The sequence below is a fragment of the Nocardioides cynanchi genome (genome assembly GCF_008761635.1).
In the GTDB taxonomy this organism is placed as follows: Bacteria; Actinomycetota; Actinomycetes; order Propionibacteriales; family Nocardioidaceae; genus Nocardioides; species Nocardioides cynanchi.
On sequence record NZ_CP044344.1, the window covers coordinates 2,761,068 to 2,782,496 of the forward strand.

Annotated in this window: 21 protein-coding genes and 1 tRNA gene; 8 read left to right on the forward strand and 14 right to left on the reverse strand. The window is 71.7% G+C overall.

From position 1 onward, the window contains the following. Positions 1-176 precede the first annotated feature (176 nt). From E3N83_RS13310 to E3N83_RS13335, 6 genes are all read right to left on the reverse strand, one after another. Positions 177-593 carry a hypothetical protein gene (locus tag E3N83_RS13310; protein WP_151083701.1) on the reverse strand — a complete coding sequence of 139 codons (417 nt, stop codon included), beginning with the start codon at positions 591-593 and terminating at the stop codon, positions 177-179. Continuing rightward, a complete protein-coding gene (locus E3N83_RS13315; RefSeq protein ID WP_151083702.1) occupies positions 590-1,966 on the reverse strand; it encodes a DUF4331 domain-containing protein in 1,377 nt (458 codons plus the stop codon). The genes E3N83_RS13310 and E3N83_RS13315 overlap by 4 nt, the downstream gene beginning before the upstream one ends. Beyond that, positions 1,966-2,220, reverse strand: a complete 255-nt coding sequence (locus E3N83_RS13320; protein ID WP_151083703.1) for a hypothetical protein — start codon at positions 2,218-2,220, stop codon at positions 1,966-1,968. Before E3N83_RS13320 ends, E3N83_RS13315 begins: the two co-directional genes overlap by 1 nt. 150 nt (positions 2,221-2,370) lie before the next feature. Then, positions 2,371-3,000 carry a CoA transferase subunit B gene (locus E3N83_RS13325; protein WP_151083704.1) on the reverse strand — a complete coding sequence of 210 codons (630 nt, stop codon included), beginning with the start codon at positions 2,998-3,000 and terminating at the stop codon, positions 2,371-2,373. Next, a complete protein-coding gene (locus tag E3N83_RS13330; protein ID WP_151083705.1) occupies positions 3,000-3,824 on the reverse strand; it encodes a CoA transferase subunit A in 825 nt (274 codons plus the stop codon). Before E3N83_RS13330 ends, E3N83_RS13325 begins: the two co-directional genes overlap by 1 nt. Positions 3,825-3,885: 61 nt before the next feature. Further along, positions 3,886-4,887: a hypothetical protein gene (locus tag E3N83_RS13335; protein ID WP_151083706.1), complete on the reverse strand. Its 1,002-nt coding sequence runs from the start codon at positions 4,885-4,887 to the stop codon at positions 3,886-3,888. Between the two features lie 84 nt (positions 4,888-4,971). Here E3N83_RS13335 and bagA point away from each other — a divergent pair, with 84 nt between their 5' ends. Together bagA and bagB are read left to right on the forward strand one after the other, a co-directional pair. Then, positions 4,972-5,979: an ATPase BagA gene (gene bagA, locus E3N83_RS13340; protein ID WP_238342899.1), complete on the forward strand. Its 1,008-nt coding sequence runs from the start codon at positions 4,972-4,974 to the stop codon at positions 5,977-5,979. Beyond that, entirely contained in the window at positions 5,976-7,178 is a 1,203-nt protein-coding gene (gene bagB / locus E3N83_RS13345; protein WP_151083707.1) for an ArsA family ATPase, read from the forward strand. The genes bagA and bagB overlap by 4 nt, the downstream gene beginning before the upstream one ends. A 41-nt stretch (positions 7,179-7,219) precedes the next feature. Here bagB and E3N83_RS13350 read toward each other — a convergent pair whose 3' ends face one another. Continuing rightward, positions 7,220-7,507 (reverse strand): WhiB family transcriptional regulator, encoded by a 288-nt coding sequence (locus E3N83_RS13350; protein ID WP_151083708.1) that lies wholly within the window; start codon positions 7,505-7,507, stop codon positions 7,220-7,222. A gap of 200 nt (positions 7,508-7,707) precedes the next feature. Here E3N83_RS13350 and E3N83_RS13355 point away from each other — a divergent pair, with 200 nt between their 5' ends. Continuing rightward, positions 7,708-10,053: a penicillin-binding protein gene (locus E3N83_RS13355; RefSeq protein ID WP_151083709.1), complete on the forward strand. Its 2,346-nt coding sequence runs from the start codon at positions 7,708-7,710 to the stop codon at positions 10,051-10,053. Here E3N83_RS13355 and E3N83_RS13360 read toward each other — a convergent pair. Next, on the reverse strand, positions 10,050-10,508 hold the full coding sequence (locus tag E3N83_RS13360; protein WP_151083710.1) for a GatB/YqeY domain-containing protein: 459 nt from the start codon (positions 10,506-10,508) through the stop codon (positions 10,050-10,052). The two genes, E3N83_RS13355 and E3N83_RS13360, sit on opposite strands and share 4 nt — an antisense overlap. An 82-nt stretch (positions 10,509-10,590) precedes the next feature. Between E3N83_RS13360 and E3N83_RS13365 the strand changes: the two genes are divergently transcribed. The 5 genes from E3N83_RS13365 (at position 10,591) to E3N83_RS20250 (ending at position 15,174) form a co-directional block, all read left to right on the forward strand. After that, positions 10,591-11,505, forward strand: a complete 915-nt coding sequence (locus E3N83_RS13365; protein WP_238342900.1) for a metallophosphoesterase — start codon at positions 10,591-10,593, stop codon at positions 11,503-11,505. Between the two features lie 134 nt (positions 11,506-11,639). Further along, positions 11,640-11,716: transfer RNA gene (locus E3N83_RS13370), tRNA-Pro, on the forward strand. A gap of 64 nt (positions 11,717-11,780) precedes the next feature. Next, on the forward strand, positions 11,781-12,779 hold the full coding sequence (locus E3N83_RS13375) for a GNAT family N-acetyltransferase (protein WP_151083711.1): 999 nt from the start codon (positions 11,781-11,783) through the stop codon (positions 12,777-12,779). Between the two features lie 9 nt (positions 12,780-12,788). Next, positions 12,789-13,160 (forward strand): VOC family protein, encoded by a 372-nt coding sequence (locus E3N83_RS13380; protein ID WP_151083712.1) that lies wholly within the window; start codon positions 12,789-12,791, stop codon positions 13,158-13,160. A gap of 40 nt (positions 13,161-13,200) precedes the next feature. Further along, complete coding sequence (locus tag E3N83_RS20250) at positions 13,201-15,174, forward strand: cation diffusion facilitator family transporter (RefSeq protein WP_151083713.1); 1,974 nt, start codon at positions 13,201-13,203, stop codon at positions 15,172-15,174. Positions 15,175-15,177: 3 nt separating this feature from the next. Here the strand turns inward: E3N83_RS20250 and E3N83_RS13390 are convergent, their stop codons facing one another. From E3N83_RS13390 to E3N83_RS13415, 6 genes are all read right to left on the reverse strand, one after another. Next, positions 15,178-16,248 (reverse strand): aspartate-semialdehyde dehydrogenase, encoded by a 1,071-nt coding sequence (locus E3N83_RS13390; protein WP_151083714.1) that lies wholly within the window; start codon positions 16,246-16,248, stop codon positions 15,178-15,180. Next, positions 16,245-17,519, reverse strand: coding sequence for an aspartate kinase (locus tag E3N83_RS13395; protein WP_151083715.1), 1,275 nt, complete (start codon positions 17,517-17,519; stop codon positions 16,245-16,247). The genes E3N83_RS13390 and E3N83_RS13395 overlap by 4 nt, the downstream gene beginning before the upstream one ends. Before the next feature lie 148 nt (positions 17,520-17,667). After that, entirely contained in the window at positions 17,668-18,294 is a 627-nt protein-coding gene (locus E3N83_RS13400) for a DUF5063 domain-containing protein (RefSeq protein ID WP_151083716.1), read from the reverse strand. After that, the gene (gene recR / locus E3N83_RS13405) at positions 18,291-18,887 is read right to left on the reverse strand and encodes a recombination mediator RecR (protein WP_151083717.1); all 597 of its coding nucleotides are present in this window, start codon (positions 18,885-18,887) and stop codon (positions 18,291-18,293) included. Before recR ends, E3N83_RS13400 begins: the two co-directional genes overlap by 4 nt. A 6-nt stretch (positions 18,888-18,893) precedes the next feature. Then, a complete protein-coding gene (locus E3N83_RS13410) occupies positions 18,894-19,268 on the reverse strand; it encodes a YbaB/EbfC family nucleoid-associated protein (RefSeq protein WP_151083718.1) in 375 nt (124 codons plus the stop codon). A gap of 36 nt (positions 19,269-19,304) precedes the next feature. After that, complete coding sequence (locus E3N83_RS13415; RefSeq protein ID WP_151083719.1) at positions 19,305-21,410, reverse strand: DNA polymerase III subunit gamma and tau; 2,106 nt, start codon at positions 21,408-21,410, stop codon at positions 19,305-19,307. Between the last annotated feature and the right edge of the window lie 19 nt (positions 21,411-21,429).

Genomic DNA, 21,429 nt, shown 5'->3' on the forward strand with positions numbered 1-21,429 from the left:
CCGGTCAGGGGTGTGGCTCCGCGGGCCGTCCCGGCCTGCGGAGCCACTCCCGAACCCGGCAGCGGTCCCCCCGGATCCGCTGCCGACGCGGGCCGCCCCACGCGGCTCGCCTCTGCAGTTCGGCACAACGGTCGTCCCGGATTGGGCGCTCCGGGCAAAGACCGCGACCTGACCCCTCAGCGGGGCCAGGCCAGGGTCGTGACCTCGCCCCCGGTGACCTCCGCCTCGAGGACGACGTGCTCGCCGTCCCCCTTCTCGAACAGCTCGTAGCGCCCGGTCACCAGCTCCGGGAACACCAGGGACGGCACGTGGGCGTCACCGCCCACGGGCCGGTTCACCACCGCGACGTGGGCGAGGTGCTCGCCCGAGCCGTGATCGTGATCGTGACTGTGCCCGTGCCCGTGTCCGTGGGCCTGCCCGTGACTGTGGGCATGCCCGTGGGCCGCCTTCGACCCGACCGGCCGGATCTCGACCTCGGTGCCGAGCATCCGGTCCGGCATGGTGACCACGAGGGCACCGACGTCGCCACCGATGTCGAGCAGGACCGCGCCCTGCCCGGCGAACGGGTTCTCGACCGACGCCGGCGCGCTCATGACGCCTGGGTCGTTCCGGGCTTGGTCTGGTAGCCGCCGCCCGGGTCGCCGAGGAACGGGAAGGTCGGCGTCGAGGCCGCGTTGGTGTTCGTCGTGCCGTCGGTGACGGCTCCGGCCGCACCGTCGGGGGTGTAGCCCGGGTCCACCAGCGGGATCGTGACCCCCGCCACCGCGCGCAGCGCGATCGTGACGACGTCGTCGTCCACGCGGCGCCCGTTCGGCCAGCCCGCCAGGTCGCCGCCCACCACACCGAGGCTGTTGGGGCTCGACGCGGGCGGGATCGCCACGTTGAGCCGCAGCATGTCCGCCTCGACCGGGCCCGTGTAGTTCTGGAAGCCGGGCACGATCCCGGACGGGATGCCGGTCAGCAGGATGGCGTTGAGGTCGGCCCGCTTCTTGGAGTAGCCCGCCAGGTTGGGGAAGACCCCCGGGTAGAGGAACGGAAGCAGCTTGGCCAGCTCCGGGTGGTTGACGTACGACGCGAACTTCTTGTCGCCGCTGGGTGCCCGGACGTTCCACTGGTCCTTGAGGCCCATCGGGACCAGCACCTCGTTGAACAGCGGGTTGCCCAGCCGGGAGACCTGCTCGAAGGGGCCGTGCCCGACGTACTTGCCCTTGGCCTGGTCCAGCACCCGCGACTTGCGTCGGCTGGCGGTGGCCCAGACCCCGATCACCGCGCCCGGCTTGGTCGGGTCGGTGGGCGTGGTGTTGTGCCGGGTGACCTCCGCGATCGGCACCTGCAACGCGATCGAGTGGACGTTGTAGGACTGCAGCGAGTTCACCCCGACCGCAGCGGCGGACGGGATGATGTGCGCGGCCTGGAAGGGCCGCAGCGCACCGAGGTCGAAGATGCTGCCCAGGTCGACGTGGAAGGCGTCGGCACGCTGGCCGGCGAAGACCCGGCGCTTGCCGACCTTGTGCACCGCGGCGGCGGCGAGAGCGCCGTAGTTCGGGGTGCTGCGCGGCCCGACGTTGACCGGCGGGCAGGCCAGCTTCTCGGCCAGGACCTTGTGACGCCCGTTCTTGATCCGGGTCAGCGAGTAGTACTGGGGCCGGTTCCAGTGCGGGTCGGACAGGCTGGTGATCTGGCCGGTGTTGTAGAGGAACGACGCCGGGTTGCGGACCACGGTGTGGAACCGGAACCGGTAGGTGATGTCCGCCTCGCCCGTCTCCTTGTTGGAGACGTGGATGTCGTAGGCGACGTCGTCACCGAACTCGTAGAAGTTCGGCCCGCCGTCGGGGTTCTGGAACGGGATGAAGTTGGCGATGAAGGTCACCGACTTGGGCCGGCTCGGGCTGACGAACGCGTAGGTGTCGGTGCCGTCGGCCACGGGGTCCTTGGCGGTCTCGGGGGCTTCGCGGTGCGACGACATCACTGGCCTCCCGCGGCGTTGAGGATCCGGGTGACGAGGTCGCGGTCGTGGACGACGACCTCGCGCTCGCCGACCATGAGCCGCAGCTCGGCGGACCGGTGGTCCTTCACGTAGGCCACGACGGTCTCGTGGGCGCTGTCCGGGTGGCGGGTCGCCGTTGCTGCGGCCGCGCGGCCGCTGGTGAGCGCGACGCCCCCTACTGCCGCTCCCGCGCCGGCGGCGACGATGAGCTTCCTTCTGCTGGTCTCGGTCATTGCTGTGCCCCTCCAAGGTGTCCACCACCCCTCGTGTGAGGGGCGTCACACAGTCTTCGGTGCGGAGGGACCGATCGGTGGGCCGGAGACCTTACGGATTTCGAACCCCGCCGGACCGGGGCTGGTCCAGGCAGGTGTAGGGCGGTCGGGTCAGACCAGGATCTGCGGCTCGGTCTTCTCGCGGACCTCGTCCTCGGTGACGCCGGGGGCGAGCTCGACCAGCCGGAGCCCCTCCGGGGTGACGTCGAGGACGCACAGGTCGGTGATGATCCGCTGGACCACGCCGCGGCCGGTGTAGGGCAGGTCGCACTCGAGGAGGATCTTCTTCGAGCCGTCCTTGGCGACGTGCTCCATCAGCACGATCACCCGCTTGGCGCCGTGGACCAGGTCCATCGCACCGCCCATCCCCTTGACCATCTTCCCGGGGATCATCCAGTTGGCGATGTCGCCCTTCTCCGAGACCTGCATGGCGCCCAGGATCGCGGCGTCGATCTTGCCGCCGCGGATCATCCCGAACGACGTCGCGGAGTCGAAGAACGACGCCCCCTTGCGCAAGGTCACGGTCTCCTTGCCGGCATTGATCAGGTCGGGGTCCTCGTCACCCTCATAGGGGTAGGCGCCGACCCCGAGGATGCCGTTCTCCGACTGCAGCACGAGCTCGACGTCGTCGGCGACGTAGTTGGGCACCAACGTCGGCAGCCCGATGCCGAGGTTGACGTAGGAGCCGTCGGTCAGCTCCGAGGCGGCCCGGGCCGCCATCTCCTCACGGGTCCACGACATCAGCCGACCGTCCCTTCGTGGCCTCGACTTCGCTCGACCACCGGGGTCGCCTCCGGTCGCGGTCGGGTGGTGCGCTTCTCGATCTTCTTGTCAGCGGCCTGCTCGGGGGTCAGGGCGACCACGCGCTGCACGTAGACCCCGGGCGTGTGGACGTCCTCGGGCGGGATCTCGCCGGGCTCGACCAGGTGCTCGACCTCGGCGATCGTGACCCGCCCGCACATCGCGGCCAGCGGGTTGAAGTTGCGGGCGGACTCGCGGTAGACGAGGTTGCCGTGCCGGTCGCCCTTCCAGGCCCGGACCAGGCCGAAGTCGGCGATGATCGCCTCCTCGAGCACGTACTCGCGGCTCTCCCCGTTGGTCACGAAGTCACGGGTCTCCTTGGGTGGCGAGGAGACGATCACGTTGCCTTCGGCGTCGTACTTCCAGGGGAGGCCGCCCTCGGCGACCTGGGTGCCGCCGCCGGTGGCGGTGAAGAACGCCGGGATCCCGGAGCCGCCGGCGCGCATCCGCTCGGCCAGCGTCCCCTGTGGGGTCAGCTCGACCTCGAGCTCGCCGGAGAGGTACTGCCGGGCGAACTCCTTGTTCTCCCCGACGTAGGAGGAGATCATCCGTCGCAGCCGCTTGGCCATCAGCAGGCGGCCGAGACCCCACTCGTCGACGCCGCAGTTGTTCGACACCGCCTCGAGGTCACCGACCCCGGCGTCGAGCACCGCGTCGATCAGCACCGACGGCACCCCGCACAGCCCGAAGCCACCCACCGACAGACGGGCACCGTCGGGGATGTCGGCCACCGCCTCTGCTGCGCTCGCCACGACCTTGTCCATCCACGCACCTCCTGGGCTGATCCTGCCACCGCCCGTGGGAGTACGTCGTGGGGCGGGGTGGTCAGCCGCCCGTCGGGTCCGGCAGCGACCACACGACGCTGTCGACCAGAACATGAATCCGGCCACCCGCCAGACCCGCGGCCCGCAGCCGCCCGTCGGGCACCGGGTGGGCCTTCCAGGTGCCCTCGGCGTTCCAGCACAGCCGGTTGCCGTCGACCGTGGCGACCAGGAACACGGGGTGGTCACCGTCGGTGGAGTCGACCAGCACGACCGGCCGATCGGGTCCGTCGACGACTGCGTCGGACAACGTGAGCACCGGAAGGGTCAGCGTCGTGCTGCGCACCAGTCCGCGGAAGGGCAGGGACAGGATCTCGTAGACCACCGGCTTGCGTTCGTGCCGCCCGGCGACCCAGGTCCGCCGGCCACCGGCCCCCACGCCGACCGAGGACAGCTCGCTCGGCGCCGGGGACAGGTGCACGCGACGCCAGTCGGCGGCGTCCGAGGTCCGGGCGTCGGCCTCGGGGTCGACCAGCCACGCGGCGACCGGCGGGTCGTCGGCGTCACCGACCAGCCCGGCCACCGTGATCGGGCCGCCCGCGTGGAAGCCGAAGGCGAGGGCGGCATCGGGTGGGCCACCCAGCCGCAGGGCCCGACCTCTCGGCTCGCCGTCGCGCGCACCTTCGGAGATCGCGTGGGCCCGGAGCCTCCACCCGCCGTCGGCCAGGGTGGCGACCAGCATCGCCGTCGCCCGGGTGTCGAGGACCGGAGCGGCCCAGGCCGCGCCGGTGGTCTCCAGCGAGCGCTCGCCGAGCACGTGCGGAGCAGCCACCTGCCACAGGTGCAGCTGGCCGTCGGCGCCGCGCCCGGTCAGCCAAGTGGCGTCGTCTCCTGAGAGTCCGATGACACCGAACGAGTCCAGGTCCACCGCGTCGACCACGGTGGCCCCGGGTTCGGGGCCGGTGAGCAGGGCGACGAAGGCGGCGCCGTCCGCGGTGATGCCCGCGCAGACGTCGCCGCGCAGCGCGGTGACGCGTCCGTCGACGTCGAGCCTGGTCCAGTCCATCGGTACTTCCCCCCGGAAGACGGTAGCGCCGCGGACGCCCGACCGCCCCGAAGTCGGCCAAGGCTTTCCCATTACGCTCGGACCGTGGCCACCCCCGACTTCTCGAAGGTGCGCCTGCACATCGTCACCGGCAAGGGCGGCACCGGGAAGTCGACGGTCGCCGCGGCCCTGGCCCTGGCCCTGGCGTCGACCGGCCGCAACGTGCTGCTGTGCGAGGTGGAGGGTCGGCAGGGCATCGCCCGGATGTTCGACGTCGAGCCGCTGCCCTACGCCGAGCGCCGCGTCGCCACCGGTCTGGTCGGCGCCCAAGGCGAGCGCGGCGGTGTGGTCCACGCCCTGCACATCGATCCAGAGTCGGCGCTGCTGGAGTACCTCGCCATGTACTACAAGCTCGGCCGCGCCGGGAAGGCGCTCGACCGCTTCGGCGTCGTCGAGTTCGCGACGACGATCGCCCCGGGCGTGCGTGACGTGCTGCTGACCGGCAAGGTCTACGAGGCGACCGTCCGCAACGCCCGGAAGAAGAACGCCGTGACGTACGACGCGGTGGTGCTGGACGCTCCCCCGACCGGCCGGATCGCGCAGTTCCTCGGCGTCAACAACGAGCTGGCCGGGCTGGCCCGGATGGGCCCGATCAAGAGCCAGGCGGACTCCATCACCTCGCTGTTCCGGTCCCCCCGCACCGTCTGCCACCTCGTCACGGTGCTGGAGGAGATGCCGGTGCAAGAGACCGCCGACGGCATCGCGGACCTGAGGAAGCAGCGGATCCCGGTCGGCGGGGTCGTGATCAACCAGGTCCGCCCGCGGGACCTCGACGCCGACGACCTCGCCGCCCTGCGGGCCGGGAAGGTGACCAAGAAGCGGGTGGCCGCCGAGCTGACCGGGGCCGGCCTGCCGGGCACCGCCACCCTCGTGGCCGGTCTGCTCGCCGAGGGGCGCGACCACGCGGAGCGGCGGGCGCTCGAGGACAGCCAAAGGGCCGTGGTCGAGCAGCTCGAGGTGCCGTCGTACGAGCTGCCCCGGCTGGTCGGTGGCATCGACCTCGGCGGGCTCTACGAGCTGGCCCGGCTCCTGCGCGACCAGGGCATGGCATGAGCGGGCCGCAGCGGCAGCCGAGCCGTACCCGCACCCGGGTCGGCCCCCAGACCGTCACCGGAGGCCGGCACCTCGACGTCGACGCCCTGCTCGACGACCGGCGTACCGGCATCATCGTGTGCTGCGGCAGCGGGGGGGTCGGCAAGACCACCACGTCGGCCGCGCTCGCCCTGCGCGCCGCGGAGCGTGGCCGCCGGGTCGTGGTGCTGACCATCGACCCCGCACGGCGGCTGGCGCAGTCGATGGGGATCGAGGCCCTCGACAACACCCCGCGGCCGGTGGCCGGGGTCGTGGCCGACGGGAGCGGCGGCTCCCTCGACGCGATGATGCTCGACATGAAGCGCACCTTCGACGAGGTCGTCGAGGGCCAGGCGAGCCCGGAGAAGGCCCGCCAGATCCTGGAGAACCCCTTCTACATCGCCCTGTCGAGCTCGTTCGCCGGCACGCAGGAGTACATGGCGATGGAGAAGCTCGGCCAGATCCACACCGACGCCCAGCGGGACGGTACCTACGACCTGATCGTGGTCGACACCCCGCCGTCGCGTTCGGCGCTCGACTTCCTCGACGCGCCCGAACGGCTGTCCAGCTTCCTGGACGGCCGGTTCATCAAGCTGCTGCTCGCCCCGGCGCGGGGGCCTGCCCGGCTGATGACCGCGGGGCTCACGATGGTCACCAACGCGCTGACCAAGGTGCTCGGTGCGCAGGTGCTGAGGGACATGCAGACGTTCGTCGCGGCGTTCGACACGCTCTTCGGCGGCTTCCGCCAGCGGGCTCAGAAGACCTTCGAGCTGCTCCAGGCCGACGGTACGGCGTTCCTCGTCGTGGCCTCGCCGGAGCCCGACGCGCTGCGCGAGGCGGCGTACTTCGTCGAGCGCCTCAGCGAGGACGACATGCCGCTGGCCGGGCTGGTGGTCAACCGGGCGAGCCCGACACCCACCGACGTCGTCTCGGCGGAGGAGGCGATGGCCGCGGCGCAGCGGCTGCGCAAGCAGGACCCGGAGTCACTGACCGCCGGTCTGCTCCGACTGCACGCCGACCGGCTGCGCCTCGCAGAGCGCGAGGCGATGCTGCAACGCCGGTTCGGTGTGGCGCACCCGCAGGTGCCCACGGCCGTGGTCCCGGCTCTGGCCGGAGACGTGCACGACCTGGACGGACTCCGTCAGGTCGGCGCGCTGCTGGCGGGCGAGCGGCCGACCTGACGGTGTTCTCCGGTTGCTGCCGGTGTCTTCGTCAGCGCGGCTCAGGCGCTGATGACCACACCGGCGTGCTGCTCACGGGCGCTCTCGAGAACGACCCGCCACGACGCGTTCGGACGACGGCGCAGCAGGGCTCGGCGTTCGCGTTCGGTCATCCCGCCCCAGACGCCCCATTCGATCTGGTTGTCGAGAGCCTCGGCGAGGCACTCGGTGCGTACCGGGCACGCACCGCAAACCTGCTTGGCCTTGTTCTGCTCCGCACCGCGGACGAACAGCTTGTCGGGCGATGACGCCTGGCACGCGGCCTGGCTTGCCCAGTCTTGATTCCACATAATGGCTTCCCCACAGTCGCCATGCTGAGAAGCGTCCCCATGACGCCACCCGTTTCCGAGTGCCTCAGTCTGTGTTCCAACGTAAAGAACTGCCGCGGCAGGCGGGAGACTCATCCGGGTTGACTCCCCTAGTCCCTAAGGACTAGTCCGTGGGGGCCACAAATGGGCAGTGTTCGTAGTCGTCACGTACCCTTGACCCCATGTCAGTGCCCCCCGGCGAGCGCCTTCCAGCCTCCCGCATCGCCTCTCATCTGGCCGTGATGGCGGTCGTGGCGGCCGTGATGGGGGTCGTCGTGGCCGGTCTCGCGATCCCGTTCGCGGGGGTGCTCGGCATCGGCGCCAAGTCGCTGTCCAAGACCGTCGACAACCTGCCGGCCCAGCTCGAGGCCGACCCGCTGGCCCAGCAGACCAAGATCGTCGACGGGTCGGGCAACGTGATCGCCACCCTCTACGACCAGAACCGGATCAACGTCCCGCTGAGCCAGATCTCGCGGAAGATGACCAAGGCGATCGTCGCCATCGAGGACTACCGCTTCTACCAGCACGGTGCCCTCGACCTGAAGGGCACGCTGCGCGCCCTGGTCACCAACCAGGCCAGCAACGGCACCGTCCAGGGTGGCTCCTCGATCACCCAGCAGATGGTCAAGATGACGCTGCTCAACCAGGCGAAGACCGCCAAGGAGCGCAAGGCGGCCACGGCCGACACCTACGCCCGCAAGCTCACCGAGCTGCGCTACGCGATCGCCTTCGAGCAGCACTACTCCAAGGACTGGATCCTCGAGCGCTACCTCAACATCGCCTACTTCGGCGACGGTGCGTACGGCGTCCAGGCAGCGGCCCGGCACTACTTCGGCACCAACGCCAAGGACCTCACCCTGGTGCAGGGTGCGACGCTGGCCGGCCTGGTCAAGAACCCCACGGGCTACGACCCGATCACCAACGCCGCCCACGCCATCGAGCGCCGCAACGTCGTCCTGGACCGGATGGCCCAGCTGCACGTGATCTCCCAGCACCAGGCCGACAAGAACAAGAAGCTCCCGCTGGGCCTGCACCCGGTGCAGACGCCCAACGGCTGCGTGAACTCCAGCGCCCCCTTCTTCTGCGACTACGTCGTCAACTACCTCGAGCACGACCCGGCCCTGGGCAAGACCGCCGCCGCTCGCAAGAAGCTGCTCTACACCGGCGGCCTGACGATCCACACCACGATCAGCCTGCGCGACCAGCGCGCGGCCGACACCTCGGTCAGCAAGCACGTCTACCCGACCAACCAGGCGATCGGCGCGCTGGCGATGGTGCAGCCCGGCACCGGCGACGTGAAGGCGCTCTCGCAGTCGCGACCGATGGGTCGCGACGCCAAGGCCGGCCAGACCTTCCTCAACTACGTCGTGCCGCAGAAGTACGGCGACTCCGCCGGCTTCCAGCCGGGGTCGACCTTCAAGGCGTTCGTGCTGGCGGCCGCGATCCGCCAGGGCATCCCGCTCAGCGAGACCATCGCCTCGCCGATGGTCGAGAACATCCCGATGAACCAGTACCGCGTCTGCGGCGACCGACCGTTCGCCAGCACCGACACCTGGAACGTCCACAGCTCCACCATCTCCGGGACCATGGACGCCTACACCGGCACCCAGGAGTCGGTGAACACCTTCTTCGCCAAGCTCGAGCTCCAGACCGGGCTGTGCGCGCCATACCACCTGGCCAAGAAGATGGGGATCACCCTCAACGACCCCCCGACCGAGATGGTCCCGTCGTTCACCCTCGGTGTCGCCTCGGTCAGCCCGCTGGAGCTGGCCGGCGCCTACGCCACCTTCGCGGCCCGCGGTCTGCACTGCGACGCCCGCCCGGTGGTCTCCATCGACGACTCGAACGGCCACCAGCTCAAGGCCTACCCCACCCAGTGCCAGCAGGTGCTCGCGGCGCCGGTAGCCGACGCGGTGAACGACGTGCTGCGCGGCGTGATGTCACCGACCGGGTTCGGCGCCAACCTGATCCTCAACCAGGAGTCCGCGGCCAAGACCGGCACCAACGACAACAACATGTCGGTGTGGTTCATGGGCTACACGCCCAACCTCGCCACGGCCTCGATGATCGCCGGAGCCAACAGCCAGGGGCACTGGATCACCCTGAACGGCCAGACCATCGGCGGGGTGTTCACCGACGTGGCGCACGGGTCCACGACCGCCGGCCCGATGTGGTACGACGCGATGAGCCAGATCCAGAACTGGCTGCCCGACGCGACGTTCACCCCGCCCAACGGCCAAGACATCAACGGCGTCCAGACCACCGTGCCCGACGTCTCCGGCCAGCCCTACGACCAGGCGGCCAACGAGCTCAAGCAGGCCGGCTTCCAGGTCACCGACGGTGGCTACCGCAACTCCGGCTACGCCGTGGACACGGTCGCCTACACCAACCCCGGTGCAGGCACGCAGGTCGCCAGCGGCACGGCGATCACGATCTACCGCTCCAACGGCAACCCCTACGTCCCACCCACGCATCATCACCACGGTGGGGGCAACCCCGGCCACGGGAACGGGCACCACGGGCACTAGCCCAGCTGTCGGCGTACCTCCGCAGCGACGACGCCTCCGTCGGCGCGACCCTTGACCTGCGGCGAGACCACGCCCATCACCTTGCCCATCGCCCGCATGCCCTCACCGGCGGCACCGGTCTGCGCGATCGCCGCCGTCACCAGCTCGGCGATCTCCGCCTCACCGAGCTGCTCGGGCAGGTAGTCGGCGATCACCGCGGCCTCGGCGGTCTCCTTCTCTGAGAGCTCGGTGCGGCCGGCGTCGGCGAACGCCGTGGCGGCCTCGCGGCGCTTCTTCGCCTCCGTGGACAGCACGCCGATCACGTCGTCGTCGGTGAGCTCCCGGGCCTCCTTGCCGGCGACCTCGGCGTTGGTGATCGCCGAGAGCACCATCCGGATCGTGGAGGAGCGGAGCTCGTCGCGGGCCTTGATCGAGGTGACGAGGTCGCTGCGCAGCCGGTCCTTCAGGGCACTCATCGTCCGAGGTCCCCGCGGAAGTGGAAGTGCAAGGAGCGGTTCCGTGGGGTGGTCATGTGGGCCATTGTGGCAGCCTTGCCGGGTGACCCCCTCCCGGTTTCTGCTGCGCACCCTCGGCCTGGGCGCCGTCACCGGGGCCGCCACCACGGCGTACGCCGTGTGGGAGGCCCGGGCCTACACCTTGCGCTGCGTGACCATGCCCGTCCTGCCCGAGGGACACGCGCCGCTGCGGGTGCTGCACCTGAGCGACCTCCACGTCACGCCCGGCCAGTCCCGCAAGCAGGAGTGGCTGCGGTCGCTGGCAGCGCTCGAGCCGGACCTGGTGGTGAACACGGGTGACAACCTCGCGCACCCCGACGCCCTGGCCCCCGTGCTCGACTCGCTCGGCCCGCTGCTGGACGTGCCCGGGGTCTTCGTCCTCGGCTCGAACGACTACTTCTCCCCGACCCTGCGCAACCCGCTGCGCTACCTCCTGCCCGACGACGGCACCCGCAACACCCACTCCCCCGAGCTCCCCTGGCGCGACCTCGTGGCCTCGTTCACCAAGGCCGGCTGGCTCGACCTGACCAACCGCCGCGACTCGTCGGTCGTCGGCGACCTCCAGATCGCGTGGGCGGGCGTCGACGACCCGCACCTGGAGTACGACGACCTCGCCGCCGTCGCCGGGCCGGCCGACGCGGCGGCCGACCTGCGGATCGGCGTCGCCCACGCGCCGTACCTCCGGGTGCTCGACCAGCTGGCCGGCGACGGCTACGACGCGATCTTCGCCGGGCACACCCACGGCGGCCAGGTCTGCCTGCCGGCGTACGGCGCCCTGGTGACCAACTGCGACCTCGAGCCGGCCCGGGTCAAGGGACTGCACCGGCATCCGGCCGACTCGGCACCGGGCGACCCCGGCTCCGCCTGGCTGCACGTGTCGGCGGGGCTCGGCACGTCGCCGTACGCCCCGATCCGGGTCGCCTGCCGACCCGAGGCCACCCTGCTCACCCTGACCTGACGGCCGGTGGTCGAGCGAAGTCGAGACGACGAGGGAGGGACCGTGGCACCTGTCGAGACCGGGATTCGGAGCGTCCCGGAGCACCCGGTATGCTCGCCGAGGCTCGTCGGCCGGCTCGCGCCGGACGCGGCGATCGGGCTGTGGCGCAGTTTGGTAGCGCGCCTCGTTCGGGACGAGGAGGCCGCAGGTTCAAATCCTGTCAGCCCGACCATGTGCAGCCGAACCCCCGACCACCAGGTCGGGGGTTCGTTGTCGCCGGGGCAGCGGTGGCCCCGATGACCCGCCTCCCCACGTACGACGTGTGGCCCGACAGCGCGGAGGCCGACGACGAGGCGATCACCGCCCTGCACGAGCTCCAGGCCGCGTGCCGGGCCGAGGAGTCGCCGCTGCTGCCGGTCCGCTCCCGGGCGGACGCCCTGGGCTGGTTCCGCTCCCCTCCGGCCGACGAGCGGCGCTCGCTGTGGCTGGCCCGCGATGCCCACCACGACGTCGTCGGCGCCGCCTGGCTGGCCTGCCAGGCGAACGCCACCGCGGCCAGCGAGGTGATGGTGCCCGCCTCGCTGCGCGGCCAGGGAGTGGGCTCGGCACTCCTCGAGCGGGTGACGGACGCGGCGCGGTCGGCGGGCATGGCCACCCTCACCGGCGCGTGTGCGTCCCCTGCGGCGCGGGCGTTCCTCGAGCACCGGGGTGCGGTCAGCGGCCACACCCACGTGCGTCAGGTGCTCGACCGGACCCGCGCGCCGGCCTCCGCGCTGGCCGGCCCCGACGCCGTACTCCCGGACGGTGCGTTCCTCGCCTCGTGGGTCTCGCCGACCCCCGAGCACCTCATGGCGGCCTACGCCGTCGCCAAGGACGCGATCAACGACGCCCCGATGGAGGAGTTCGACCGCGAGGTCTGGACCGGCGAGCGGATCCGCGGCCTGGAGCAGACCCTGACGGCGCGGGGCTCGGCGACCCACGTCTCGACCGTGCAGCAGGACGGGATGATCCTGGCCTTCACCGAGATCCGGGTCTCCGAGGCGGCCGGCGCGACCGCCGCCACCCAGGACACCGCCGTCGTGGCCTCTGCCCGTCGCCGCGGGTACGGCGCCGCGGTCAAGCGCGCGTCTCTGCTCCACCTGCGACAACAGCGGCCCGACGTCCGGTTCGTCACCACGACCAACGACGCCCGTAACGTGGCGATGCTCCGGATCAACCGGCGCCTCGGCTTCGAGCCGGTCGCCCGCTACACCCAACTGAGCCTGCCCCTCGTCCCGGGGCCGGCATCTCACTGAGGAGGACCCATGGAGCTCGGCCAGGTGGCGCAGCACGCCGACGACCTCGACCGCGCGGCGGCGTTCTACGCCGAGCTGCTCGGAGCCCCACCCACGGGCCGCTTCGACCCGCCGGGGCTGCTCTTCTTCGACCTCGGCGGCACCCGGCTGCTGCTCGAGCGCGGGGCGCCGAGCGCCGTGCTGTACCTGCGGGTCGAGTCGGTCCGCGACCAGGTCGAGCGGCTCCGGGCGGCCGGCCACCCGGTCGAGAGCGAGCCACACGTCATCTTCAGCCACGCCGACGACACCCTGGGCTCGGCCGGCACCGACGAGTGGCAGGCGTTCGTGCGCGACAGCGAGGGGAACCTGCTCGGTCTGCTCAGCCAGGAGCGCCCGGACTGAGGCGGTGAGGGATCATGGACCCGACCGACGAGGAGGACGCATGGCGCACGACCACGGGCCCGGGCCGGCCGCCGACCGTCGCCTCCTCGGGGCGGCCCTCGGCCTGATCCTCGGACTGATGGTCGCCGAGGTCGTGGCCGGCGTCCTCGCGGGATCGCTGGCGCTGATCGCCGACGCGGGGCACATGCTCACCGACGCGGCCGCGCTGGGCCTGGCGATCGTGGCGATCCGGCTGGCCGCGCGTCCGGCCTCGGGCGCCTACACCTACGGGCTGAAGCGGGTGGAGATCCTCTCCGCCCAGCTCAACGGGGTCACCCTGGCCGTCCTGGTCGTGGTCTTCACCTACGAGGCGGTCCGCCGACTCATGGATCCGCCGCAGGTGCAGGGTGGGCTGGTGGCGGCGACCGCCGGTGTCGGCATCGCGGTCAACCTCGCCGCGACCCTGCTGATCCGGCGCGCGGACCGCCGCAGCCTCAACGTCGAGGGGGCGTTCCAGCACGTGCTGAACGACCTCTTCGCCTTCATCGCGACGCTGGTCGCGGGGGTCGTCGTCCTGCTCACCGGCTGGGACCGCGCCGACGCCGTCGCCGCCCTGGCGGTGGCCGTCCTGATGGCCCGCGCGTCGTACGGGCTGCTGCGCGACAGCGGCCGGATCTTCCTCGAGGCCTCGCCTCGTGGCCTCGACCCGGCGGCGATCGAGGCCGCCGTCCGGGCCGTGCCCGACGTCAGCGACGTGCACGAGCTCCACGTCTGGGAGGTCACCTCGGGCTTCCCCGCCCTGTCGGCCCACGTGCTGGTGGCCCCCGGCTCCGACTGCCACGAGCGCCGGATTTTCCTCGAGGATCTCCTCCTGGAGACCTTCGGCATCGACCACACCACGCTCCAGGTCGACCACCGCCACGACGTCTACGACGCCACGTCCCTCGGGCGTCGGATCCGCCCCCAGCCCCCGAGCACGCGGGGCACTGAGGGGGACGCTTTCACCGGTTCACCGGGGAAAGCTCCGCTACCCAGCCGAAATTTCGGCCGAGAGGCGACGGTTTCGGCCGGGAAGTCTCGAGGTACGACGGGTTTCGGTGACGCCGGCGCGGGGCACCATCAGTCCATGGCCGATGAGCCGCGCCCCGAGCCGGCGAGCGATGAGCCGTCCCTGGAGCTGCCGAGCCTGCGGTCGGCCCTGGGCTTCGGGCGCAAGCGTGGCAAGAAGGCCGGGCCCCCGCCCGACAGGTCCGAGCCCGAGGACTCGCCGCTCACCGAGCCGCTCGCGACCACTGCCCCCGTCGAGCCGGGTGAGCCGATGACACCCACCGAGCCTGGCACACCCCTCGAGCCCCTCGTACCGGTCGAACCGGACCTCCCGGCGCCGCCCAGCGACCCCGGGCCGGCTCCCGTGCCCGTGGAGCCCGCCGAGCCGTCGGCGCCGGAGCCCTCGGACTCACCCCCACCACCGGCACCCGACGTCCCGGTCGTCCTGCCCGGGGCTCCCAGCCCGGAGATCACGCCCGGGCCGATCGGGCTGCTCGAGGCCGACCCGACCGTCGCGCTGCCCGCGGCCGCGATGACGGCGCCGGAGGAGCAGGCGCCTGCGACACCGAAGCCGCGACGGTCCCTGCCCCGCGTCCGGATCCACCTCCCCGGGCCGGTGGTCGCGCTGCTGACCGGCGCCGTGGTCGGTCTGGCGCTCGTGGGCCTGACCTCGGCCAGCCTCCACCTGTGCTCGGCCATGCGCGGCACGTCGTCCTGCGGCAAGCCGGGCCTGCTGCTGCTGCTGGTGATCACCGTGGCGATGGTGATGCTCGGCTCGGTGCTGCTGCGCCTGGCCGGCGTCGAGACGTCGGGCAGCACCAGCTTCCTCGGCGTCGGGCTCCTGGTGGTGGTGATCCTGCTGGCCCTGCTGCCGGTGATCTTCGACTGGTGGATGGTGGTCGTCGTCCCGCTGGTGGCGATGGCGACCTACACCGCGGCCTGGTGGCTCACCACGACGTACGTCGAGCCGGGCGAGCGGGTGCGCTGAGCCTCAGCGCCGCGCCTCCGCGACGAGCTCGGCGATCTGCACCGCGTTGAGGGCCGCGCCCTTGCGCAGGTTGTCGTTGCTGACGAACAGCACCAGGCCCCGCTCGTCGGGGACGCCCGGATCCTGCCGCAGCCTCCCGACGTACGACGGGTCGCGGCCGGCCGCGTGCAACGGCGTCGGGATCTCGGCGAGCTCCACTCCCGGGGCGGAGCCGAGCACCTCGGTGGCCCGCGCGACGGTCAGCGGCCGCGCGAACTCCGCGTTGATCGAGAGGCTGTGGCCGGTGAAGACCGGCACCCGCACGCAGGTGCCCGACACGAGGAGATCCGGGATGTCGAGGATCTTGCGCGACTCGTTGCGGAGCTTCTGCTCCTCGTCGGTCTCGCCATGGCCGTCGTCCACGATCGAGCCGGCCAGCGGGAGCACGTTGTGGGCGATGGTGTCGGCGTACTTCACCGGCTCCGGGAAGCTCACCGCGGAGCCGTCGTAGGCCAGTTCTCGCGCCTTGTCGCCCGAGGCCGCGAGCTGGTCGGCCAGCTCGTCGACCCCGGCCAGACCGCTGCCCGAGACCGCTTGGTACGTCGACACCACCAGCCGGACCAGGCCCGCCTCGTCGTGCAGGGGCTTGAGCACCGGCATCGCGGCCATCGTCGTGCAGTTCGGGTTGGCGATGATCCCCTTGCCGCCCTCGGACCAGGCGCGCACGATGTCGTCCGGGTTGACCTCGGAGACGACCAGCGGCACGGCCGGGTCCATCCGCCAGGCCGAGGAGTTGTCGATCACCACGGCGCCCGCGGCAGCGAAGCGCGGGGCGAGGGCCCGCGAGGCGGTCGCCCCGGCGGAGAAGATCGCGATGTCGAGGCCGGCCAGGTCCGCGGTCGCGGCGTCCTCGACGGTGACCTCGCGGTCACCGACCGGCAGCACGGTGCCGGCCGAGCGGGCGGAGGCGAACAGCCGGACCTCGGTCATCGGGAAGTCGCGCTCGACCAGGATCTGCCGCATCGCGGCGCCGACCTGGCCGGTGGCACCCACCACTCCGACGCTCAGACCCCGGGGCGCAGCGGAGGCGGTCATCGGCCGGTCCCGCCGTACACGACGGCCTCGACCTCGGCACTGTCGAGATCGAACGCCGTGTGGGTCGCCTGGACCGCCGCGGAGACGTCCGCCTCGTCGACCACCACCGAGATCCGGATCTCGGAGGTGGAGATCATCTCGATGTTGACCCCGGCGTTGGCGAGGGCCGCGAAGAAGCGGGCGGTGATGCCGGGATGCGAGCGCATGCCGGCGCCGATCAGCGACACCTTGCCGATCTCGTCGTCGTAGGCCAGCCGGTCGTAGCCGACCTCGCTCTGAAGACGGGCCAGCGCGGCCATCGCGGTCTGGCCGTCGTCACGCGGCAGCGTGAAGGAGATGTCGGTGAGTCCGGTCGCCTGGGCGGAGACGTTCTGCACCACCATGTCGAGGTTCACCTCGACCTCGGCCAGGGCCTCGAAGATCCGGGCCGCCTCACCGACCTTGTCGGGAACGCCGACCACGGTGATCTTGGCCTCGCTGCGGTCGTGGGCGATGCCGGCGATGATCGCCTGCTCCATGTCGTCTGCTCCCTCCGGGGGATCGGGCAGGATCCACGTGCCCTCCTTCTGCGAGAAGGAGGAGCGGACGTGGACGGGGATGGCGTAGCGGCGGGCGTACTCGACGCAGCGCAGGTGCAGGATCTTCGCTCCGGACGCCGCGAGCTCGAGCATCTCCTCGGTGGAGACGCGGTCGAGCTTGCGGGCGCTGGTCACCAGGCGCGGGTCGGCGGTGAAGACGCCGTCGACGTCGGTGTAGATCTCGCAGACCTCGGCGCCCAGCGCCGCCGCGAGGGCGACCGCGGTGGTGTCGGACGCGCCGCGGCCGAGGGTGGTGATGTCCTTGGTGTCCTGGGACACGCCCTGGAAGCCGGCCACGATCGCGATCGCGCCCTGCGAGATCGCCTTCTCGATCCGGCCGGGGGTGATGTCGATGATCTTGGCCTTGCCGTGCGCGGAGTCGGTGATCACGCCGGCCTGCGAGCCGGTGAACGACTGGGCCTTGTGGCCGAGCTGCGCGATCGCCATGGCCAGCAGAGCCATCGAGATCCGCTCACCCGCGGTCAGCAGCATGTCGAGCTCGCGCGGCTCGGGGGTGGGGCTGACCTGCTCGGCCAGGTCGCGCAGCTCGTCGGTGGTGTCGCCCATCGCGGAGACCACCACCACGACGTCGTGCCCGGCCTGCCGGGTCTCCACGATCCGTTGTGCGACGCGCTTGATCCCGTCGGCATCGGCCACCGAGGAGCCGCCGTACTTCTGCACGACAATGCTCATGAGGGTCTCACTGCGGTTCCTGGGGAGAGATCGGTGACGGACGGGCGCGGCGCTGCGACCCGGTCGAGTTTACCGGTGGCGCAGCGCGGGCCGCGGACCCATCTCAGTGCGGCGGGCGCCCGGCCGGCGCCGTGCCGTGGAGGCACGCTCAGACCGGCTCGGCGCTCTCCAGCATCTCGGTGGCGGCCGCGACCCGGTCGGACTCGCCGGTGAACTCCACGTCGAGGCGGTCGTGCGCGACCACCGAGAGCAGGGCGTTGAGCAGCGCGCCGGCGAGGTTGCCCCAGGACGAGACGTAGGAGAACTGCCACCACCACAGCGCCTCGGCGGTGTTGCCGAGCCGGAAGTGACGCAGGCCGTTCTCGAGGTCCGCGGCGATGCTGGTCAGGTCGTCGGAGATCTGGCTCTCGACCTGCTCGGGGTCGTAGGGGTCGAAGACGAAGCTGTAGGTGTCGAGGTTGTCGAAGAGGTCGGCCAGGCGCAGCCGCAGCCCGTCAAGGTCGGCGTCGGGTCCGACGTCGGGCTGGTAGTCGCTCTCCGGGGTGAAGTCGACCTGCGCGCCCAGCCGGGCTCCGGCGAGAAGCACCTGGCTGATCTCGAGCAGGAGGATCGAGATCCCGGTGCCGAGGTCACCTTCGCTGGCGACGGCGCGGACCGCGATCAGGAAGCTCTCGACCTGGTCGGCGATCTGGCCGGCGAACTCGTCGGCCGGCTGGAGAGGCGGCAGCGTGGCTGCGGCCTCGATCAGCTCGTCGGTGGTGGTCCGGTCGGTCATTCGGCGGTTCGCCTCCCTGCAAAGGCCCGCCCGAGGGTGACCTCGTCGGCGTACTCCAGGTCGCCACCGACCGGAAGCCCACTCGCCAGGCGGGTGATGCGTAGCTCCAGGGGTTTGAGCATACGGGTGAGGTAGGTGGCGGTCGCCTCCCCCTCGAGGTTGGGATCGGTCGCGAGGATCACCTCGGTGATCGCACCGTCGGAGAGGCGCTTGAACAGCTCGGTGATGTGGAGCTGGTCAGGGCCGATGCCGTCGATCGGCGAGATCGCACCGCCGAGCACGTGGTAGCGGCCACGGAACTCCTTGGTGCGTTCGATGGCGACGACGTCCTTGTACTCCTCGACCACGCACAGCACCGTCTGGTCGCGGCGCGGATCGCGGCAGATCCGGCACTGCTCGTCCTCGGAGACGTTGAAGCAGATCGCGCAGAACCGCACCCGGCTCTTGACCTCGAGCAGCACCTCGGCCAGGCGGCGTACGTCGGCCGGCTCGGCCTGGAGCAGGTGGAAGGCGATCCGCTGCGCGCCCTTGGGACCGACGCCGGGCAGGTGCCCGAGCTCGTCGATCAGGTCCTGGACGATGCCCTCGTACAAGGGGTGCTACCCGCCCAGGCCCGGCAGGCCGGGCATGCCGCCGCCGGAGAGCGGGCCGAGGGCCGAGCCGGCCAGGGAGTCAGCCTGGGCCTTGGCGTCGCGGTAGGCGGCCACGATCAGGTCGCCGAGGTCGGTCAGGTCGTCCTCGCTCGTGCCGTCGAAGCCGCCGGCCTTGATCTGGACGGCCTGGAGCTCGCCGATGCCGTTGAGGGTGACGGTGACCGCGCCACCGGCGACGGTGCCCTCCACGCGGGCGTCGGCTAGCTGCTCCTGGGCACTCTCCAGCTGCTCCTGCATCTGCTGGGCCTGGGCGAGCAGGCCCTGGAGGTCGAATCCTCCGGGCTGGTCGCCGCCGAGGGAGTCGAAGGGGTTGCCGGTCATCTCACGATTCACCTGTCCGTGTGGGGCGTGCGGTGGTCACTGGTGGGGGATCTCCTCGATCACCTCGGCGCCGAGGGCCTGCTGGAGCAGCTGCGCGCCGTCCAGGCCGCTGGTCTCGGCATCGAGGTCGTCTGGTCGGGCTCCGCCGTCGGCGTCGGCCGGTGACGTCTCCGGACCGCCCTGCGCCGCGGTGCGGGTCGGCGAGATCGCCTGCCGCGCCGAGGCCGACGGCGGCTCCACCCACGCGGGCGGCTCGTCGGGCGGCTGCTCGGACCCCGTGCCCGTCGGGTCGGGGGTCACGGTCTCGGCTGCCGCGTCGGCGACCGGCGGCGTCGACGCCGGGCCCGAGGCAGGCTCGGCGGCGGCGGGCGGGGGCGGGGCAGCGGGCTGGGCGCCGGGGTCGACGATCGTCTCGACCCGCCAGTCGTGGCCGACCACGTCGATCGCGGCCTGCCGGACGATCTCGGCACTGCCGCCGTTGAGGAAGGAGTCGCGCGCCCCGGCGTTGCCGAAGCCGAGGGTCAGCGTCGTGTCGTCGACCTGCACGACCTGGGCCTGCTGGGTCAGGTGGATCCAGGTCACCCGACGGCGCTGCTTGGTCGCCTCGACGATGTCGGGCCAGAGCCGGCGCACGTCGACCAGGCTGAGCGGCGAACCCGCTGCCGTCGTCGCCACCGGCTCGGCCGACGACACGGGCATCGGTGCACTCGCGGCCGGCGCGGTGGGTGCCGACGCCGGGCCCGGGCGCTGCTCGTCCGAGGTCGCCGGGGTGGCCGGCGCGGGTGCCGGCTCGGCGACCGGCGGTGCCGGTTCCGCGGCGGACTGGGCGGCGGGCTCGGATGGGTGGTCTCGACTCTCCTCCACCACCGAGGCGGTCGGCGCAGTCGGCGCGGGGGCCGCGGCCACCGGACGCTCGACCCGCAGCGGTGGGTCGGCCACCGGCGCGCGCACCGGCTGGCCGGGCTCGCCACCGGTGATCGCGAGGCGTCGCTCGAGCCGGTCGAGGCGGGCCTGGACACCCTCGGTGGAGTGGTCGGCACCGGGTAGCAGCACCCGGGCGCAGATCAGCTCGAGCAGCAGGCGGGGAGCGGTCGCACCGCGCATCTCGGTCAGCCCCGTCGCGACGAGGTCGGCGGCGCGGGTCAGCTCCGCCGGGCCGAACCGGGCGGCCTGGGCGACCAGCCGCTCGGCGGCGTCCTCGGCGATGTCGATCAGCCCGGTCGCGGGGGCATCGGGCACCGCGGAGACGATCACGAGGTCGCGCAGCCGGCGAAGCAGGTCCTCGGCGAAGCGGCGAGGGTCCTGACCGGTCTCGATCACCTTGTCGACGACACCGAAGACCGCCGCGCCGTCTCCGGCGGAGAACGCGTCGACCACCTCGTCGAGCAGGGTGTCCGGGGTGTAGCCGAGCAGCCCGGCGGCCAGCGTGTAGGTGACGCCGGCGGAACCGGCACCACCCATCAGCTGGTCGAGCACCGAGAGGGTGTCGCGGGCGGAGCCGGCCCCGGCCCGGACCACCAGCGGCAGGGCGGCCGGCTCGATGGCGACGCCCTCCTTGTCACACAGCTCGGAGAGGTACGACGACAGCAGCCGCGGCGGGATCAGCCGGAACGGGTAGTGATGGGTGCGCGACCGGATCGTCGGCAGCACCTTCTCCGGCTCGGTGGTCGCGAAGATGAAGCGCAGGTGGGGCGGCGGCTCCTCGACCAGCTTGAGCAGGGCGTTGAAGCCCTGCGTGCTGACCATGTGCGCCTCGTCGATGATGTAGACCTTGTAGCGGCTGCGCACGGGCGCGAAGAACGCCTTCTCGCGCAGGTCGCGGGCGTCGTCGACACCACCGTGCGAGGCGGCGTCGATCTCGATCACGTCGATCGAGCCCGAGCCACCGCGGGCGAGGTCCTGGCAGGAGTCACACTCGCCGCACGGGTCGGCGACCGGGGCCTGCTCGCAGTTGAGCGCCCGGGCCAGGATCCGCGCCGAGGTGGTCTTGCCGCACCCGCGCGGCCCGGAGAACAGGTAGGCGTGGTTGACCCGGTTGGCGGCGAGGGCGGCGCGCAGCGGCTCGGTCACGTGATCCTGCCCGATGACCTCCGCGAAGGTCTCGGGTCGGTAGCGCCGGTACAGCGCGAGCGGTGACTCCACTCCTGAACCCTAACCAGCC

Excerpts from the sequence above, each read along its gene's own strand:
- E3N83_RS13310 (WP_151083701.1), bottom strand. The coding sequence starts at position 593 with ATGAGCGCGCCGGCGTCGGTCGAGAACCCGTTCGCCGGGCAGGGCGCG.
- E3N83_RS13315 (WP_151083702.1), bottom strand. The coding sequence starts at position 1,966 with ATGTCGTCGCACCGCGAAGCCCCCGAGACCGCCAAGGACCCCGTGGCC.
- E3N83_RS13320 (WP_151083703.1), bottom strand. The coding sequence starts at position 2,220 with ATGACCGAGACCAGCAGAAGGAAGCTCATCGTCGCCGCCGGCGCGGGA.
- E3N83_RS13325 (WP_151083704.1), bottom strand. The coding sequence starts at position 3,000 with ATGTCGTGGACCCGTGAGGAGATGGCGGCCCGGGCCGCCTCGGAGCTG.
- E3N83_RS13330 (WP_151083705.1), bottom strand. The coding sequence starts at position 3,824 with ATGGACAAGGTCGTGGCGAGCGCAGCAGAGGCGGTGGCCGACATCCCC.
- E3N83_RS13335 (WP_151083706.1), bottom strand. The coding sequence starts at position 4,887 with ATGGACTGGACCAGGCTCGACGTCGACGGACGCGTCACCGCGCTGCGC.
- bagB (WP_151083707.1), top strand. The coding sequence starts at position 5,976 with ATGAGCGGGCCGCAGCGGCAGCCGAGCCGTACCCGCACCCGGGTCGGC.
- E3N83_RS13350 (WP_151083708.1), bottom strand. The coding sequence starts at position 7,507 with ATGTGGAATCAAGACTGGGCAAGCCAGGCCGCGTGCCAGGCGTCATCG.
- E3N83_RS13355 (WP_151083709.1), top strand. The coding sequence starts at position 7,708 with ATGTCAGTGCCCCCCGGCGAGCGCCTTCCAGCCTCCCGCATCGCCTCT.
- E3N83_RS13360 (WP_151083710.1), bottom strand. The coding sequence starts at position 10,508 with ATGAGTGCCCTGAAGGACCGGCTGCGCAGCGACCTCGTCACCTCGATC.
- E3N83_RS13375 (WP_151083711.1), top strand. The coding sequence starts at position 11,781 with ATGACCCGCCTCCCCACGTACGACGTGTGGCCCGACAGCGCGGAGGCC.
- E3N83_RS13380 (WP_151083712.1), top strand. The coding sequence starts at position 12,789 with ATGGAGCTCGGCCAGGTGGCGCAGCACGCCGACGACCTCGACCGCGCG.
- E3N83_RS20250 (WP_151083713.1), top strand. The coding sequence starts at position 13,201 with ATGGCGCACGACCACGGGCCCGGGCCGGCCGCCGACCGTCGCCTCCTC.
- E3N83_RS13390 (WP_151083714.1), bottom strand. The coding sequence starts at position 16,248 with ATGACCGCCTCCGCTGCGCCCCGGGGTCTGAGCGTCGGAGTGGTGGGT.
- E3N83_RS13395 (WP_151083715.1), bottom strand. The coding sequence starts at position 17,519 with ATGAGCATTGTCGTGCAGAAGTACGGCGGCTCCTCGGTGGCCGATGCC.
- E3N83_RS13400 (WP_151083716.1), bottom strand. The coding sequence starts at position 18,294 with ATGACCGACCGGACCACCACCGACGAGCTGATCGAGGCCGCAGCCACG.
- E3N83_RS13410 (WP_151083718.1), bottom strand. The coding sequence starts at position 19,268 with ATGACCGGCAACCCCTTCGACTCCCTCGGCGGCGACCAGCCCGGAGGA.